8 protein-coding genes and 1 pseudogene are annotated in these 17797 nt (G+C 68.9%); 3 read left to right on the top strand and 6 right to left on the bottom strand.

The window, feature by feature from the left end:
- Window positions 1-48 precede the first annotated feature (48 nt).
- From AC56LK_RS11115 to AC56LK_RS11100, 4 genes are all read right to left on the bottom strand, one after another.
- Window positions 49-1650, bottom strand: a complete 1602-nt coding sequence (locus tag AC56LK_RS11115) for a serine hydrolase (RefSeq protein ID WP_497184596.1) — start codon at window positions 1648-1650, stop codon at window positions 49-51.
- Window positions 1651-1672: 22 nt separating this feature from the next.
- The gene (locus AC56LK_RS11110; protein ID WP_497184595.1) at window positions 1673-3529 is read right to left on the bottom strand and encodes a M1 family metallopeptidase; all 1857 of its coding nucleotides are present in this window, start codon (window positions 3527-3529) and stop codon (window positions 1673-1675) included.
- Window positions 3530-3634: 105 nt separating this feature from the next.
- On the bottom strand, window positions 3635-5275 hold the full coding sequence (locus tag AC56LK_RS11105; protein ID WP_497184594.1) for a CehA/McbA family metallohydrolase: 1641 nt from the start codon (window positions 5273-5275) through the stop codon (window positions 3635-3637).
- Window positions 5276-5347: 72 nt separating this feature from the next.
- Window positions 5348-6223, bottom strand: coding sequence for a LysR family transcriptional regulator (locus AC56LK_RS11100; RefSeq protein WP_497184647.1), 876 nt, complete (start codon window positions 6221-6223; stop codon window positions 5348-5350).
- Window positions 6224-6343: 120 nt separating this feature from the next.
- Between AC56LK_RS11100 and AC56LK_RS11095 the strand changes: the two genes are divergently transcribed.
- The 3 genes and pseudogenes from AC56LK_RS11095 (at window position 6344) to AC56LK_RS11085 (ending at window position 8702) form a co-directional block, all read left to right on the top strand.
- Window positions 6344-7510 carry a mandelate racemase/muconate lactonizing enzyme family protein gene (locus AC56LK_RS11095; protein WP_497184593.1) on the top strand — a complete coding sequence of 389 codons (1167 nt, stop codon included), beginning with the start codon at window positions 6344-6346 and terminating at the stop codon, window positions 7508-7510.
- 324 nt (window positions 7511-7834) lie between these two features.
- A pseudogene (locus AC56LK_RS11090) lies at window positions 7835-8209 on the top strand (AraC family transcriptional regulator); the annotation flags it as partial.
- Window positions 8210-8225: 16 nt separating this feature from the next.
- Window positions 8226-8702: a putative quinol monooxygenase gene (locus AC56LK_RS11085; protein ID WP_497184592.1), complete on the top strand. Its 477-nt coding sequence runs from the start codon at window positions 8226-8228 to the stop codon at window positions 8700-8702.
- A 6-nt stretch (window positions 8703-8708) separates the two neighbouring features.
- Here AC56LK_RS11085 and AC56LK_RS11080 read toward each other — a convergent pair whose 3' ends face one another.
- Window positions 8709-9566 (bottom strand): outer envelope protein, encoded by an 858-nt coding sequence (locus AC56LK_RS11080; RefSeq protein ID WP_497184591.1) that lies wholly within the window; start codon window positions 9564-9566, stop codon window positions 8709-8711.
- Complete coding sequence (locus tag AC56LK_RS11075; RefSeq protein WP_497184590.1) at window positions 9563-17656, bottom strand: GH36-type glycosyl hydrolase domain-containing protein; 8094 nt, start codon at window positions 17654-17656, stop codon at window positions 9563-9565. The genes AC56LK_RS11080 and AC56LK_RS11075 overlap by 4 nt, the downstream gene beginning before the upstream one ends.
- Window positions 17657-17797: the final 141 nt, after the last annotated feature.

The raw sequence follows: 17797 nt of genomic DNA, 5'->3' as shown, positions 1-17797 counted from the left end.
CGCGCTGCAGAATGAAAGACCGCAGCCTCGGCTGCGGTCTTTTGTTGCTTACTTCGCCTTCTTCACCGGCGTGAACAGCAGATCCTGGAAGTCATAGCTGAAGTCCGTCTCCGTCGACACCGGCTTCATGCGCACCCGCTCGATGCTGCCGTCGTGGTCCAGCGAGAAGGTGACGTAGGCATCCGCATTGAAGTTGCGCTCCTTCCAGCGCACGATGAAGGTGTCGTGCTGGAAGTGCTCCATCTCCCCGGTCAGGTCCGGCGTCTTCGCGAAGGCCAGCACCAGCCTGCTGCCGTTGCGGCGGATCGACGCCTTGCCGTACCACGCGTCCTCGTACTCGCCCTCGTACGAGGCCAGCGGCAGCGAGGGCTTCGACGCCGCCGCGCGCGCCGCCGCTTCGCCCTTCACGCGGGCCGCTTCCTTGGCCTGGTTCTCGCGGTCGATGTCGGCGATGCGGCCGATCCAGTCGGTCGGCGCCACGCCCAGGTGCTGGTCCAGCAGGCGGTACTGCAGGGCGTTGAGCGACGGTCCGCTCTCGGCATTGGTGAAGATCGCGATGCCCAGCTTCGATTCCGGCACCAGAAGCACGCGGGTGTAGAAGCCCTGCAGGGCGCCGCCGTGCATCGCCACCAGCTTGCCCTGGTAATCGCGCAGCTGGAAGCCGAGGCCGTAGGCGTAGAAGTTCGGCTTGGTCGCCGCCAGCGGCGGACGCGGCTCGCTGATCTTCATCGGCGTCTGCGGGGTCCACATCTCGCGCGACTGCTTGTCCGACCACAGGCGCACTTCCTTGCCGGCGGCGTCCGTGCCGACCTTGCCGCCGTCGAGCAGCACCTGCATCCAGCGCGCGATGTCCTCGGCGCTGGTATTGATGCCGACCGCACCGTCGGCATTCGCCACCGGCATCGGCTTGACCGGCACCGCCTTGCCGTTGATCTTGCTGTGCGGCGCCGAGACGTTGGCGAACTTCGCGTTCTCCGCCAGGCTGGTGGTGGTATTGGCCATGCCGACCGGCTTGAGGATCCACTCGTGCATGGTTTCGCCCCAGGTCTTGCCCGACTTGCTGGCGATGATCTTGCCTGCCACGATGTACAGCAGGTTGTCGTAGGCGTAGGCGCTGCGGAAGCTGGTCGCCGGCTTGATGTAGCGGAGGTTGTGGATGATCTCGTCGGTGGTGAAGCTGGTGGTCGGCCACCACATCAGGTCGCCCGCACCCAGGCCCAGGCCGCTGCGGTGGACCAGCAGGTCGCGCACGGTCATCTCGGCGGTGACGTAGGCGTCGTACATGCGGAAGTCCGGCAGGTGCTTGATCACCGGGTCGTCCCAGGCCAGCTTGCCCTGGTCGACCAGCATGGCCAGCGCCGCGGCGGTGAACGCCTTGGAGTTCGAGGCGATCTCGAAGATGGTCTTGCCGTCCACCCTGGCCGGCTCGCCGCGCTTGCGCACGCCGAAGCCCTCAGCGGCCAGGACCTTGCCGTCCTTGACTACGGCGATGGCGATGCCAGGCACGTCGAACTCTTTCATGACGCGCTCGACGTCGGCCTTCAGGTTGTAGGCGGGAGCCTGGACAGCGGTGGCCGGCACGGCGGTCTGCGCCAGCACGGCGCTAGTGGTGGAAAACGCGATCAGGACCGCGGCTGCAAGTCGATTCATGGAAAACACGCTGTTCATCCTCTTATTTCTTGTTCATCTGCTTGTCGACGCTGGCCTGCGTCTCCGGGTGGTAGCGCTCGCGCGCGGCCTTGTACACGCGCTCGGCCCAGGCCCGGTCTTCGGGATTGGCGCGCAGTGCGCCGTACAGCGGCACCACGAACTTCTGGCGGCCCACGCTCATCAGGAAGGCTTCCAGGTTGGGGCGGATGCCGCGGTAGCCGGCGTGCACCGATGCGCGGTAGAAGCGGAAGGCCACCTCATTGTTGCCGGTCTTGGCCAGGCCGAAGGCCTTGTCCAGTTCTTCCAGCTTGGCCGCATTCGCCTTGTTGTCGATATCGTTCAGGAACTTCATCCATTCGGCGGCGTTCCAGTTCCTGGTATCGAGCTGGGCGGTCTTGATGTCGCCCTTGAGCCAGCGCGCCGTGGTGTCGTTCAGCTTCGCCAGGCGGGTCGAGACGGCTTTCCTGGCGCTGGCCGGGATGCCCGGGCCGTACAGCCATTCGTCGAGTTCCGCATCGCTCATGATCTTCGGATTCTTCGACAGCAGGTTCGCGCGCAGGTATTGCACAAACTGTTCGGTGGTCACGCTCTGGAAAGCGTGCTGGTCGAACCAGCCGCGCAGGAAGGGGTCGAAGGCGGCGCGGCCGGCGCGCTGTTCCAGCGTGCGCAGGAACCAGGCGCCTTTCGGATAGGCCAGGCCTTCGTCGGTGTAGTGCTGCGAACTCGTGTCCGGGTCGCGCGTGAGCAGGGCCTGCTTGGCTTTCGGGATGTCCTTGAGCGAATCGAGCGCTTCTTCCTGTTCCAGCTGCAGGTTCATGGTCGCCACTTCCTCGCCGTACATCTTCTCGAGGATGCGGGTGGTGACGTAGGTAGTGAAGCCCTCGTTGAGCCACCAGTGCTTCCACGAGGCGTTGGTCACCAGGTTGCCCGACCAGCTGTGCGCCAGCTCGTGCGAGACCAGGTCGACCAGGCTGCGGTCGCCCGCGATCATGGTCGGGGTCAGGAAGGTCAGGCGCGGGTTTTCCATGCCGCCGATCGGGAAGGACGGCGGCAGTACCAGCATGTCGTAGCGCCCCCAGCGGTAGGGGCCGAACAGCGCTTCGGCCGCGGCCACCATCTTTTCGGTGTCGGCCAGCTCGTACTCGGCGGCCTTGATGCGCATCGGTTCGGCATAGACGCCGGTGCGCCCGCCCAGGGTGCGCGCTTCCAGCTCGCCGATGCCGATCGCGATCAGGTAGGACGGCACCGGCTGCGGCATGGTGAACTTCCAGCCGCCCTTCCCTAGGGCCTTGGGGTCGTTATCGGCGCTCATCACGACGCGCATGCCTTCCGGCGCCTGGATGCGCGCGGTGTAGGTGAAGCGCACCGCCGGGGTGTCCTGGCTCGGCACGAAGGAACGTGCGGCGATCGGCTGCGACTGGCTGAACATGAACGGGTACTTGCCCGACATGGTCTGCTTCGGCGTCAGCCACTGCAGCGCGGGCGCGGTCGGCGCGGTCTGGTAGTGGATCCGCACCTTGGCCGGCTGGCCGGGCAGCGCGATGCGCAGGGCCTGGCCCTTCTCGGCATCCAGCTTGTCGAGGGTGTACTTGACCGGGCGCCAAGCGCCTGCCGCGTCCTGTGCTTCGATCTTCGAGATGCTCAGCTCGCGGGTGTCGAGGTCCAGCGTGGTGGCTTTCTTGTCGATCCAGTTCAGCGTCAGGTCGGCGTAGCCGGCCAGGGTCTTGCGCGTGAAGTCGGCCTTCAGGTCCAGGTGCAGGGCCGTGGTCTTGACCTGGTCGTATTTGGCGTAGCTGAGGGGGTCGAGTGCGAACGCGTCCGCGCTCCATTGGCAGATAAAGGCGCAGGCCGAGGCGCGCAGCAGGGTGCTTGTCTTCATGATCTCTCGCATGGAAGGGATGAAGCCGGACAGCCCGGGTAGGGCCGGAGGCGCAGGCAGGATAGCATCTTCAAACCTGGCCGGAAAGCGCCTGTGCCGGCTACCCTACTCCTGCGTCACCCACACCGGCGCCGACCACAAGACCTTGCCGTCGTCCTGCGTCACCCGCGCATAATAGAAATGCCTGCCCGGCCCGGGAGTAAAAGTGGTCGTGGCAAGGTTCGAGACTTCGGTGACGCTGCCGTTCCGCCCCGGCACACCCTCCATGATCGCCACCGCCGCCACCTTCTTGCCCGCAGCCGAGGCGAAATTCGCGCTGAGCGTCAGCGGACCGCGGTTGCTGAAGCGCTCCCCCATCAATCTTCCGTTCGCGGTGAAGACCAGCTGCGAGCCCTTGTCCATGGTGGCGAACACGCGCCGCGCCTTGATGGCCTCGACGAAGCTGTCGCGCGTCAGCGCCGTCCCGTTGGGCAGCAGCACGCCGGTTCGGTTGGTGTAGGACGCGCCCCAGTTGGCGCAGTGGTTGTCCTGGTTGGTGCTGAAGGCCACGCGGTAGCCGGCTTCCAGCAGCCGGTTGCAGGACTGCTCGAAGTTGCTGCGCCGGGTTTCGGTCTCGGTGTCGTTGGTCGAGAAGGCGGTGCTGTTCATCACCTCGCACAGCGCCATCGCCTCGTCGCCGTCCTCGGTATACCCGAGCGGCACGCCGTTCACCTTGAACTGGCCGCTGTGCGAGGGATGGTTGAACTGTCCCACCCAGCCGCGCCGGCGCATCAGGGTGTAGAGCGCGGCGTAGTCGTTGCGCGCGGTCGCCGTATCGGCCAGCAGTTCGCCCAGGGCGTTGGTCTCCCAGCCCAGCAGCTCGTCGCTGTTGAAGATGTTGACGTGGCCGCCGTTGTCGATGACGCCCCACTCCATGCCGTACAGCGCCAGGAAGCCCGGCTTGGTGGCGTTGAAGGCGGCCGCGCTGGCCAGGCCGGCCTGGTACAGGTCTTTCGCCCTGGCCGGGTCGGCGGTGGCGTCGGTGCCGTCCGAGCCGTCGTACATGTGGTTGTGCTCCGAGACCGCCAGGATATCCAGGCCGCGTCCGCGGGCGTAGGCAAAGGCCGCTTCCGGTCCGTACCTGGCCTTGAGCGGGTCCTGGGCGCCCCTGCAGTCGTCGAGGGCGGCGCCGCCGTCGCTGTGGTTGCTCTGGCTGTGCAGGTTGGCCAGGTAGACCGTGTAGGGCAGCGCGCCGGTTGCCGGCGCCATCGCCGTGCCGCCGGCGGCGTCGCGGACGCCCGGCAGCGGCGCGAAGCGCGGCATGCGCTGGGCCGGGCGGGCGCCGACCGCGATCTGCCAGTCCTGCTCGACGGCGCCATGGTGCTCGTCATGGTGGACGCCGCGCAGGATGGCGCGCATGCGCACCCGGTACAGGCCGCTTGGTGCGGGCGCGCCCTTGATGCGGCCGTCCCAGGCGACCTGCAGGGGGACGTCCTGGCCGGCGATGGGAAGGCTGCCGCGCCAGCGCTGGACGACGCGCCCTTGCGGATTCACCAGTTCCAGCTTCCAGTAGACGGTCCCGGGCTGTTCCAGGCCGGGGTAGCTGAAGTTCAGGCTGAAGGTCCGGCGCGCATCCGCCGCAGCCTGGAAAGGTGCGTGCAGGGTGGCTTCGAATTCCTTGTGCTCGGCAGGGGCCGCGACAGCGCCGTTGCAGCACAGGGCCAGCAGCAGCGCACCGGAAGTGGGGGGCAGGGTGATCTTTTTCATAATGCAATTTTGACAATTGCATCGAACTCGACCTTGCGCTTCCCTGCCTTCGAAGTTGCAAATTTATCTACATTATTTGAGAGGATTCAATTGTTCCGCGAGGAAGTCGATGAATGCCCGGGCGCGGATGGTCTGGTTACGCTGGCTGGGGTAATACACGAACAGGTCGGCGTCCGGCAGCACGAACTCGGGCAGCACGATTTTCAGGCGGCCGCTGTCGAGGTACCTGGCCAGGTCCCATTCCGACCTGATCAGGATGCCATGGCCGTCCAGCGCCCAGCCAAGCACGATGTCGCCGTCATTGCTCGACAACATGCCGTGCACCTTCACGACTTCGGTATGGTCGTGATGCTGGAAACGCCAGATACCGTAGGCATCGTCGTTTTGCCGGTGGATGATGCAACGGTGCCTGGCGAGATCTTCCAGCTTCTCGGGCGTTCCGTGCCGTTCCAGATAGGCCGGCGAGGCGCACAGGAAGCGCCGGTTCGACATGATGCGCCGCGCATTCAGGCGCTTGTCGGGCAAGGCGCCGAAGCGTATCGCCAGGTCGAAACCGCTGTCGACCAGATCGATGGGCCGGTCGGTCACCTCCATTTGCAGTTCGACTTCCGGATAGCGCAGCGCGAACGCGGAGACCAGCGGGGCGATCGTGGTGCGGCCGAAGCCGAGCGTCGCGTTCACGCGCAACAGGCCGCGCGGGGTCGCACGTCCCTGCGATACCACGTCTTCCATTTCCCGTATCTCGGCCAGGATGCGCGTCGCGTGCTGCAGGTAGGTCTCGCCTTCGCTCGTCAGGCTGAGGCTGCGCGTGGTCCGGTTGAGGAGCCGTACGCCCAAGCGGCTCTCCAGGGCCGCCAGACGCTTGGTGGCGGCAGGAGGCGTCAGGTCGATCGCGCGCGCCGCCGCCGCCAGGCTGCCGTGCCGGGCAACCAGGGCAAAGAACTGCATGTCGGAGGTCGGATCGGTCTTCACTTATATTCACTTGATAATTGAATTCCAGTGAATTATAGGAGGATTTTTTGCGCTTACCCTACAAGCCTTCCGTCATACGATCACCAGGAGCCTCCCGTGAAAATTGTTGAAATCCGTGAAAAAACCGTCCCCATCAGCTCGCCGATCCGCAATGCCTACATCGACTTCAGCAAGATGACCCTGAGCCTGGTGGCCGTGATCACCGACGTGATCCGCGACGGCAAGCCCGTCATCGGCTACGGATTCAACTCCAACGGCCGCTACGGCCAGGGCACGCTGATGCGCGAACGCTTCATCCCGCGCATCCTGGAAGCCGACCCGGCCTCGCTGGTCGACGACGCCGGCACCAACCTGGATGCGCACAAGATCTGGAACTGCATGTTCACCAACGAAAAGCCTGGCGGCCATGGCGAGCGCTCGGTGGCGATCGGCACCATCGACATGGCGATCTGGGATGCCGTCGCCAAGATCGAAGGCAAGCCGCTGTTCCAGCTGCTGGCCGACCGCTACGGCAACGGCAAACCCGACCGCAAGATCTTCGTCTACGCCGCCGGCGGCTATTACTACCCGGGCCAGGACCATGGGAAGCTGAAGGACGAGATGCGCAGCTACATCGACCGCGGCTATACGGTGGTGAAGAAGAAGATCGGCGGCGCGTCGCTGGACGAAGACCTGCGCCGTATCGACAGCATCCTGTCGGTGCTGCAGGATGGCCAGAAGCTGGCAGTGGACGCCAACGGCCGCTTCGACCTCGACACGTCCATCCGGTATGCGAAAGCGCTGTCGCAGTACGACCTGTTCTGGTACGAGGAACCGGGCGATCCGCTCGACTTCGAGCTGCAGGCGACCCTGCGCAACTACTACAAGAACCCGATGGCGACCGGCGAAGACCTGTTCTCGATGCAGGATGCACGCAACCTGATCCGTTATGGCGGCATGCGCGCCGACCGCGACTGGCTGCAGTTCGACTGCGCGCTGTCCTACGGCCTGGTCGAATACCTGCGCACCCTCGACATGCTGCGCGAGCACGGCTGGTCGCCGAAGCGCTGCATTCCCCACGGCGGCCACCAGATGTCGCTGAACATCGCGGCCGGCCTGGGCCTGGGTGGCAACGAGTCCTACCCTGACCTGTTCCAGCCCTACGGCGGTTTCCCGGACGGTGTCACGGTCGACAACGGCTACATCACCATGCCGGACCTGCCGGGCATCGGCTTCGAAGGCAAAGCGGACCTCTACGCCGAGATGCAAAAGCTGTCTGTCTGAAGCCTTGCCTAGTGCGCAGGCGGCGTAACGCTTCCCTCGACGATAGACACCCGCGAGCTCGCCGATCGATCGCGGATGGGAATCAACTTGCGATCGGCGGGAGAGTCGTACCAGGCCAATGAGGGCCGTGGCGATCCAGCGCCGCATGCCGGGTTTCGTCTTCATGGCGTTTCCCTCTGACCAGTTTCGAACTGCGTTTTCCGCAAGTACGACCATCATGTGGGCAGCAGGCTTCAGGCGGTATCCTCATCCTGCCGATTTGTTGCCTGATCCTCTGACTGGCTAACAATTGCATAGGCATCGATCGGATTCCGCCTTATTCTTATGACGGAAATGGAGACCGCTACCGTGCACCTGCTTGCCCCCACCCCGTCGCCCTCGTCTTCGCCCCGTCGCCGCGAAGAATTGCGGGCGCAACTGGCCGGCCGTACTGCATCCTTGATCGGCTCCGCAGCGAGCCTCGCGACCCTGGGCGACATCAGCCAACGGACGGCCAGGGCCATCGAATGGATCAGGGAACACTACACACAGCCGCTGCGCATGGAAACGCTGGCCCAGATCGCCTGCATGGGGGTGTCGACACTGCAGCACCACTTCCGGACGCTCACGTCCATGACGCCGCTCCAGTACCAGAAGCAGCTCCGCTTGTATGAAGCGCGGCGGCGCATGCTCGTGGACGGCCTCGATGCCGCGAGTGCGGCCTTCGAGGTCGGCTATGAAAGTGCCAGCCAGTTCAACCGCGAATACAGCCACTGGTTGGAAAACCGAAGGTATGGAGTGGCTGATCCGTCAATGCTTCGCATTGGCAATCCCTGCGTGGCTGCTGTTCAGCTTTCACCCGGCTCACGCCCAAGAGCAGCAGATGATGGTCCGGATTTCGGAGATACAGGTACACGCGGCGCATCTCGAACAGTACAAGGCGATTCTCAAGGAGGAGGCTGAAGCATCGGTGAGGCTGGAACCGGGCGTGATCGCCATATTCCCGATGGTCCAGCGAGAAAACGCCACCGAGTTCCGGATTCTCGAGATGTATGCCGATCGCCAGGCCTATGAGGCCCACCTCAAGACGCCGCATTTTCAAAAATACAAAGCCACGACGCTCCACATGGTCAAATCGCTGAAGCTGGTGGACATGCAGATACTCGATGCAGCCACCATGACCAGCATGTTCAAGAAAATGAAGCGCCGGTAGTCATTCTCAGAAATGGAAATCCGCCCGCAGCATCGGCGTGCTGGCGCGTTGCCCCGCCCCGCCCGTGGTCCGGCGCGAATTGCCGAACTTGTTATTCCAGAACTGGTAGCCGACGCCGACCCGGATCTTCTTTTTCGCGTAGCCGAAACGCGGGCCGATGTCAACCATGAGCGCCATGTCGAGGTTGGTCTCGGCGCTGGTCGGCGCGCCGGTCTCGTCCAGCCCCTTGGCGGCGATGAAGTTCAGGAAGCCTTCGAAGGACCAGGCTTCGGCCACCGGGATGCCCCAGCTGGCGCCGAACATCGGGTGGGTGTCGTAGGTGTAGCGCCCGCGCACGTTGGCGATCGGCGGGAAGGGTCCGCTCGGCGCATTCGATTCGCGCAGCCACAGGATGCTGGTGTTCAGGAAGCCCGGCACGTCCCAGAACAGGGTCGGACCGGCGACCAGCATGCGCTTGCGCGAGTTGTAGCCGACATCGTCCTTGTGGTTGACGTCGAAGCCGACCGTCAGTCCCACGCCCTTGACCTTGCCGAAGCGGATCTCGGCGCCGCGCAGCGCGCCGATGTCGAGCGTGTGGCGGTACAGCAGGTAGGCCTCGCGCGCGCCGCTGTCGCTGCCGAGCGAGCGCGGGTCGGTACTGTCCGACTTGAGGACATCGAGATTCAGGTAGTTGCTGCCGTACTTGTAGCCGCTGGCGTGGGTGAAGGCCACGATGTGCTTCTTGATGTGCTCCGGATTGAAGGGTTCGGCGAAGCTGGTGCCGTAGCGGTAGCTGATGGCGTTGTCGCTCCAGTCCACCGCCCTGGCGGGCAGCGCGCAGATCAGCAAGGCGGCGCAGGCCGCTCCAGTCGCTTTTTTTCTCATGTTGTCGTCCCCGGCTGGTTGTCGTGATGGCCGGCGAGCGCATCTCCCGGCCTGCGTTCCACATACAGTGCTAGCTTGTGCTCGCGGCCGTCGTCCACGAGCTCGATCGCCGTCCCCTGCTGCGGCTCGCCGTCGAGCACGAGCAGCTCGCCCACCGTGGCCGGCAGCACCGTGACCTGGTAGTCGGTCCGCCCGCTGCGGTAACGGAAGCGCAGGCTGTCCCAGCCGACGGGCAGCAGCGGCGCCAGCGCCAGGCGGTCGACCGTACGGCCAAGGCCGAGCAGCGCGTCGGTCAGCAGCACATGGGTCCAGCCGGCCACCGGTCCGGCGTGCGCGCCATCCATCATGAAGCAAGGCGCAGCGCCGCAGCGCACGGATGCCCCGGGCTTGTCCCTGCCGCCAAGCGGATTCAGGCTGCCGGCCAGCTCCCAGGCGCGCGTGCCGGCGCCCTCCCCGGCCAGGGCCAGGGCCGTCCAGGCCGCCGTGCGCCCACCCTGGCCATCGGCAGCGGCGAGCGCGCCCAGCGCCGCCTTGACGCGCTCGGGATCGGCGCCGGCCATGGCGGCCCAGGCCTGGGCCGCCGGGTCGCCCCCTGCATCGCCATAAGCGGTCCCGTTCCAGCCATATTCCTCGGCCTGGGCCTTGAGCGCAAGCGCGGCGCCGCGGCAGGTGGTGGCGAAGCCGAAATCGGCGCGGCGGTCCGCCACCTCGGCGAAGCGCTGCAGCACCGTGGCGAGCAGGAAGGCCAGGCCCACGCTCTCGGGCCGGGCATCCAGCTCCTGCTCGTCCTCGTGCATGCGCGCGTCCTGCAGCGGCATGCCGTGCAGCCCAAAGCGCAGGCAGCCGCGCAGGCCATGCACGCAGTACTGGTAGAGGTCGTCGCGGGCCAGGCGGGTGCCGCTGGACGGGTCGCCGCCGGCCGGCTCGCGCAGGATGCCGTAGTCGCCGGTCACACCGACATAGCGCTGCAGGGCGTAGGGCAGCCACAGGAAGTCCTCGACCGGCGCGCCGGCCGCGCCGATGTCTTCGCGCGCGGCCCGCAGCAGGGCATCGCGCAGCAGTTCCGGGCCGCCATGCACCGCCGCCATTGCCCCCTGCAACTGCTGCGCCGGGGTGCCGCCCATGCTGCCGGCCAGCGCGCCATAGGGCAGCCAGCCATTGGCGAACATGTCGAAGGCCGCATCCGGCGTGGATACGCGCACGCTGCCCAGCAGGTCGTCCCACAGCGCATGCACCTGGCGCAGCGCCCGCGCCGCCGCTTTCGCGCCGCCGTGTTCCTGCACGCTGCGGCTGGCCGCCAGGACATCCGGACCGGCGACGCCGAGCAGGAACACCAGCTCGGTCTCGGCGCCCGGAGCCAGCGCGACCCGGGTCTGCTGGGCCGCGCAGGGATCGAGCCCGGCGCCGACGGTGCCGGCCAGCCCGTTGCGTTCCAGCGCCGCCGGCCGTGCCAGGCTGCGGTGGCGGCCGACGAATTCATGGCGGTCGCAGGTCGACGCCACCTGACTTCCTTGTGGCGCCTCCAGGTGGAAGAAGCCGACCTTGTCGCCGAAGCCCTCGCCGAAGGCATTGCGCGCGACCAGCGCGCCGCTGGCCACGTCGACGCCGGTGACGATCTGCAGCCCCGGCGCGGCCCCTGCATCGTCCATCCACCACTGCACATAGCCCGTCACCGACAGGCGCCGCGGCGCGCTGGAGGCGTTGCGCAGCCTGAGCACCGCATATTTCAGCGGCGCGCCGGGAGCCACGAAGCAGCGTAGTTCGGAGCGGATGCCCTGCGCCACGTGCTCGAACTGGGTGTAGCCGAAACCATGGCGGGTCAGGTAAGGCGCGCCGGACGGCATCGGCCAGGGTGTCGGCGACCATGTTGCGCCGCTGTCCTCGTCGCGCAGGTAGAAGGCTTCGCCCTGGCTTGCGCTCAAGAGCAGGGTGCGGCGGCCGCACCAGGTGCGGCCCGGACCGGATTCCGGCAGCACGGCACCGAAACCTCCGTTGGCCAGCGCATGCTCCCACGGCGCCGCGCCGCTGCGGATGAGGGCTTCGCGCCCGTCCTGCGAGAAACCGCCGCTGCCTTCGTCGGCAGGCAAGCCGGCATCGCTGTCCCAGGACGGCGGTTCGGCCTCCGGAACGAAGGGCGCCGGCAGCGCGCGCAGCACCGGCGCCGCACGGCGCAGCTGCTCGGCCAGGCTGCCGCGTTCCTCCAGCAACAGTACGTGCGCCGCCGCACGCAAGAGGATGCGGTCTTCCTGCGGCAGGTCCGCGAGCAGGTGAAGGTGGGTCCCTTCCAGGTCGCCGGGCGCGAGCGCCCTCAGCTGCTCGAGGATCTCGCGGCCCTCGCACAGCACCAGCAAGTCAGCCTCGAAGCCGCGCGCACGCCAGTAAGCCTGCGCCTGCAGGACCTCGCGCGCCAGGCCGCTGTCCGGACCGGGCTGCAGCACCAGCAGCGGACGGCTGCCGTCCACGCCGTAGGACCGCAGGGCCGCGCGGCCGCGCACGTTGCGCTCGATGACGCCGGCTTCTGCCCGCAGGCTTGGCAGCGGATCGAGCAGGCAGCCGGCCAGGCGGTTGTAGAGCTGGGCCTGGGCTTCGCCGAGGCCGGAGGCGCGCAGGAAGGCCTGGCCATGCGTCCATGCCGCCTCCACGGCCTGCCCCACGGCCTGGGTTCCGGCATACCGCGCGGCCAGTTCGCGCGCCGCGGCGGGCGTCGGCGCCGCGCCCAGCACCAGGTCGATGCTGACTTCCTGGCCCGGCGCCAGCGTGATGTCGCGCCGGATCGCCAGCGCAGCAGCGGCCGCATTCACAGTATGCTGCGCGGCATCCAGGGGCGGCAGCGCACCGGCAGGATCGAGGCAGCTGCTGCAGAAGCGCGGCGCACCCGCTTCGCCGCGCACCGCCATCAGGTGCAGGATGGTCGGCGCGCCCGGCCCGAAGGCGCACAGCATGGCCTGCGCCGCCTCGTCGATCCGCACCGTCGCCGGCGCGGCCAGGACGACGTGGCTGGTCAGCTCCAGCGTGCGCGGCGTATCGCGGGTATTGCGGATGCGGATGCGGCGCAGCTCGACGTCATCTTCGGGCGCCACCACCACGTCGCTCATGAGCGACAAGCCGCGCTCTTCGCGGCGGAAACTGGCGCGGCCTTCCGCGAACACCGCTTCGTAGCGTTCCGGCGCACCGAAGACCGGCGCCAGCGTGGCCGACCACAACGCGCCGGAGCCGGTATCGCGCAGCACGCAGGCGAGGCCCCCGCGTGCGCCGAGCGGATCCGGCTGCCAGCCGGTCAGCGGCAAGTCTCCCCAGCGGCTGCGGCTGCTGCCGTCGCTGTTTACCATCAGGTGGTAACTGCCGTTCGACAGCAGCTGGATGTCCGGCGCCGCCGTGTCCAGCCGGTCGATGAGCCGTCCCTGGGCGGGGCCGGCCTGCTGCGCCGCCGTGTCGTAGGGCGCGGGCCGCGATGCACCGCAGGCCGGCGGCGGCTCCTGCAGCAGCGGCAGCGCCGCGCGCAGTTCGGCGTCACGCTGGAGGCGACGCTGCATCGGCGCGTCGTGCAGCAGTTGCAGCAGCGCGAGCAGGCCCATGCCCTGGTGGCGGGAGGCGACTGCACGCACCACGTGGCGCTGCTCGCCATGCGGCAGCCGGCCCGGGGTATGGTCGACCGCATCGAAGAATCCATAGTCGCCGAGCAGGCCTTCCTGCGCCATGCGTTCGAGGTTGGCCAGCGCCGGGGCCGGCGCGACCGGCAGGGCCAGCATGGCCGCATAGGGCGCGGCGACCAGGCCGGCATCCGGGCTGCGTGCCAGGCTGGCGGCGGGAATGCCGAACTGGCCGAACTGGAAGCGCAGCTGCGCATCGACCGCGTTGCAGGCCGATTCCGCAAAGCCCCATGGCATGCCGTGGCGGGCGCCGTGCGCCACCTGGGCGCGCACGGCGGCCCGGCCCGCGTGGTCGAGCAGGGTTTCGCGCCACACCGGCAGCAGCAGCTGCGGCGCCAGGTAGTCCGACAGCGCACCGCTGCGCGACAGCAGCAGCTGCTCCGATTCGGCGATGCGCAGCGGCCGTCCGAGCGCCCACCAGTGGCGCTGCCCGAGCTGGCCCTGGGCCACCGCCAGGAAGCTGGCCATGCGCGCCTCGGAGGCCAGCAGGTCGCAGCTGCCGCCGTCCAGGCGCTCCTCGCGCACGTGGCAGCCGGCCGCCAGCAGGCCGGTCTCGCGGTCGAGCAGCGCGGCGAAATCCATCCCGGCAAAGCTGCGCGCCTGCGCCGCCAGGCGCGCGCACTCGGCCAGCAGTCCTTGCGCATGCTGGCGCCCGTCGCGCACCAGGCGCGCCAGCCCGTGGTGGCTGCCTGCCGGCGCCTCGAGGGCCGCCAGTTCGCGCAGCGTGGGGATGCGCGTCAGGCTGGCGTCGAGCACGTATTCCTGTTCGGCGCGCATCCACGGCGCCAGCGCCAGCAGGTCATCCTGCACCGCATGGCATTGCGCGGCAAGGCGCGCGGCCCAGTCGCGCAGGGCGGCATCGGCCGTGCCGGGGAGGCCGGCCGCCAGGGCATCGGCGGCGGCGGCAGCGTGACGCAGGCAGCCGGACAGGCCGGGCAGCGTGTCGGCCGCGCGGCAGCGCTGCGGATCGAGCGCGCCCCACACGGCGGCCACCAGGGCGCGCACGGCGTGTGCCTGGTGCTGCGCCAGTTCGTCCACCACGTACAGGGCGCCGCGGATGCCGTCCAGGACCTGCGGCCCGGAGACCGGCGCGTCCGGCAGCTCGTCCAGGCCGGAGGCCAGGGTGCGCAGGCCGAGCGCCAGCCAGCCGCTGTCCCGGGTGGATACATAGGCCGGTTCGCCCGGCGCCAGGGTGGCACTGTCGTAGGAAGCCAGGAAGTGGCCTTGCCAGCGCTCGAGCAGGGCCATCGAGGCCAGCGAGACATCCAGGCGCCTGAGCAGCTCGCCCGCCGGCACATAGCCGAAGTCGCGCGCCGCCAGGGTGGACAGCAGGAAGACCGCGATGCCGGACGGTGTGGTGCGGGCATCGAGCATGGGGTGCGGATGCTCCTGCACGCTTTCCGGCGGCAGCCAGTTGCTGGCCGGGCCGGCGTGGTCTTCGAAGAAGCTCCAGCTGCGGCGCGCCAGGCGCTGCAGGAAAGCGTGGCGCGCCGTCGACAGGCGCGGCGGATGGAAACGCAGCGGCAGGCTGGTCCACCATGCCAGCAGCGGCGACAGGAACCACACCAGCAGGACCGGCGCGGCCGTGAACAGCGAATACGGATTGGCGAAGGTCAGCAGCAGCGCCGTCGCCACCGCCAGGGCCGGCGCGAACCACATCGTCAGCCAGTTGTTGGCCACCACGAGGGCGGAGCGTGCCAGTCCCGCCGCGCGCCATTCCAGCTGGCGCCGGCGCGACACGTGGCGGCGCCACACCGCCCGCAGCACCGCGTCGAGCTGGCACCATGCCGCATGCGGCAAGAAGCTGGTCGCCAGCGCGGCGCGCACCAGCGGCACGCGGGCACCGCGTATCCAGCTGTCGAGGTGCTGGCGCCAGGGTGCGTCGTGCGGGCGGTCGACCAGCGCCACCAGGCCGCCCAGCAGGGCCGGCAGGAAGAATACCGACAGCACCATGGCGGTCCAGAACGCGGGCGCCGCCAGCGTGCTCCAGCACAGCACCAGCAGCGTGGCCAGCGCCGGCGCCACCAGGCTGTCGCGCAGGGTGTCGAACAACTGCCAGCGGGCCTCCGCCGTCATCGGATTGGATTCACGCCTGCCTTTGCCATGCTCGATATGAGGGCGCAGCCAGCCCGCCGCCTGCCAGGCCGCGCGCACCGCGCGATGACGGCGCACCGCATGTTCGCCATAGCTGGCGGGAAGCGTTTCGGCGAGCCGCAGCTCGCAATCGTTGGCCGCGTGCAGGCAGCCCTCTTCGACCGCGCCCGGCAAGGGCAGCGCGTCCTCGGGCAGGCGGCCGCGCAGCACCCGTTCATAGGCGTCGACGTCGTAGATGGCGGACCAGCCGAACATTCCCTGCGCTTCGCATTCGCGTCCGGCCAGGCCGGCGGCCCAGGTGCCGTGGGCTTCGAGCCACATGCGCTGGTAGCGGCAGGCCTGGGGTCCGGGCAGCGCGGCGCCGACGGCGGGACGCAGCATCGCATGTCCCTCGGCCACGCGGGTGCCGCCGGTGTCGAGCGCGGGCTGGTTGAGCGGGTGGGCCATGGCGCCGGCCAGGCGCCGCGCCGCATCGCGCGGCAGGTCGGTGGCGGCGTCGAGGGCGATCACGTAGCGCATTTCCGCCAGCCCGGCCGTGTTCCCGGCGACGGTCGCGAAACGCTCGCGACCCGTGCCGGCCAGGAAGGCATTCAGGTCGGCCAGCTGGCCGCGGCGGCGCGCCCGCCCGATCCATTCCTGCTCGCCGCTGTTCCAGGTGCGCGGGCGCTGCAGCAGCAGGAAGGGTTCGACCAGCTGCGTGCTGGCCGCAGGCTGGCCGTCCTCGTCGAGCGTGGCAAGGCTGTGCCGGCGCGCATGCCGGCGGTTGAGGGCGTCGATGACGGCGACGGCATGCGCCACCAGCGCCTCATCGCCCGGAAGGTGTTCGGCCGGCGCATCGTGCAGGTCGGCCAGCAGGCAAAAACGCAGGCGCGGATCACGGTTGGCGAGATGGCGCACTTCGAGGTCGCGGCACAGGGCGTCGACCTGGCCGGGACTGGTCAGGCGCGCCGACACGGCCACCAGGGTCTGCGCTTCCGGCGGGATGCCGTCGCCGAAATCCATCCGCACACTGGCGGCCGGCGGCGCCAGCCAGCCCGCCATCATGTCGACCAGCGCGCGCGCCAGGCCGCTCGCACCGAGCAGCGCCAGCAAGCCGATGAGGGCCTGCAGCCACGGCCCGGCGCCCTGCTGGCGCGCGCAGACGACGACCGCCGCCGCGAACAGCAGCGTGAGCAGCGCCATCGCGCCGATGCGCGCTGCCAGCGGCGCATGGCGCAGGCGCCGCCTGAGACGCGTGGCCAGGGCGGGTTTCGGCTGCAGTCGCGCTTCCAGCGCCGCCAGGCCGGGACCGAGCAGGTAGTAGCCGATATGGCGGCGGCGCGCATCGAGCCCGCCTTCGCCGGGGGTGCGGTGCACGCCTGCCAGGGCCAGCGCCTCCTGCGCCACCTCGGCTTCGCCGCGGCCGCTGCGCCGCGCCAGCTGTTCGACGGCGAGGCGGTACTGGTCGCGGGTCGCGCCGTCCATGCGCGGGTAGCTGCCGTCCGGATCGGCCCGCAGCAGGGCCTCGACCGCACTGGCGCCTTCGGCGAGCAGGCGCCAGTCGACCCCGCCCAGCAGGCGCAGGCTGGCCAGGCTGTGTGCAGCCCTGCTGCCGTCGGCCGCCATGGTGTCGCGCTCGTGCTGCACCTGCTGGCCGATGCTGGAGCCGGCGTCCGCCAGGCGCGCGTCGATCCAGGTGAGCGCCTGCACGACGGCGGCGCCCTGCCCCTGCAGGCGGCGCGCCAGTTCGGCGACAAAGCTGCTGCCCAGCGGCTGCACCGCGCGCGCCATGTCGGCCACCAGCAGCACCAGGTCGCCGGAACGGTGGGTGGCGGTGTCGAGCATCCGGCCGGCCCAGTCAGCGGCGAGGATGCGCTCTTCGCAGGCGCGGGCGCCGCGCACGGCGATCTGGCGCAGCCCGTCGAGCAGGACCACCCGCAGCGCCGCCGGGAACAGGCGCAGTTCGGCCAGCCGCAGTGCTGCGTCCTGCTGGCAGGCGGCGAGGAAGCGCGCCAGGCCTTCGCGTTCGATGCGGCCGTCGTCCCGCTCCACCGCCTCGCGCGCCAGCGCCAGGATACGGGCGCCGCCCGCAGCCTGTAAGGGCAGCACGCCGCGGTCGTGCCGCAGCTGGCCGCGCGCCTGCCGCAGCTGGGCATCGATCAGGGGGGAGTTGTCGAGGATGAGGCCGGCGGCAGGCGGAAGATCGCTGCCGCGCCGGCGTGCGCGGTCGAGCGCATCGCATGCGGCGTCGAGCGCCCCGGCCAGCTCGGCCAGTTGTGCCCGCAGGCCAGGCGCACCGTCGTCGTCAGCAGGAGTACGCGTTGCTGCGGCGCCGGATTCGGCCTTCGGATTCTTCTCTTGCTTCAACAGGGACCTCGACACAGAGGCGCGCGCTGTCGACCGCCGGCACACAATGCGCCCGAAGCAGGTCGATGGGAAGGGAAACGCAGGGCGCGCACGGCCACCGCCATGCTAGAAGAAGCCGGCCGTGCTTACTGTGCGGTGGCG

It is taken from the genome of Telluria sp. ZB4P36 (genome assembly GCF_059685865.1).
The sequence above is the reverse complement of the archived record's forward strand: the minus strand, read 5'-3'. Positions and strand labels throughout refer to the sequence as shown.

Coding starts and splice junctions, on each gene's coding strand:
- AC56LK_RS11115 (WP_497184596.1), bottom strand. CDS start 1,650: ATGAATCGACTTGCAGCCGCGGTCCTGATCGCGTTTTCCACCACTAGC.
- AC56LK_RS11110 (WP_497184595.1), bottom strand. CDS start 3,529: ATGAAGACAAGCACCCTGCTGCGCGCCTCGGCCTGCGCCTTTATCTGC.
- AC56LK_RS11105 (WP_497184594.1), bottom strand. CDS start 5,275: ATGAAAAAGATCACCCTGCCCCCCACTTCCGGTGCGCTGCTGCTGGCC.
- AC56LK_RS11100 (WP_497184647.1), bottom strand. CDS start 6,223: ATGCAGTTCTTTGCCCTGGTTGCCCGGCACGGCAGCCTGGCGGCGGCG.
- AC56LK_RS11085 (WP_497184592.1), top strand. CDS start 8,226: ATGAAAGTGCCAGCCAGTTCAACCGCGAATACAGCCACTGGTTGGAAA.
- AC56LK_RS11080 (WP_497184591.1), bottom strand. CDS start 9,566: ATGAGAAAAAAAGCGACTGGAGCGGCCTGCGCCGCCTTGCTGATCTGC.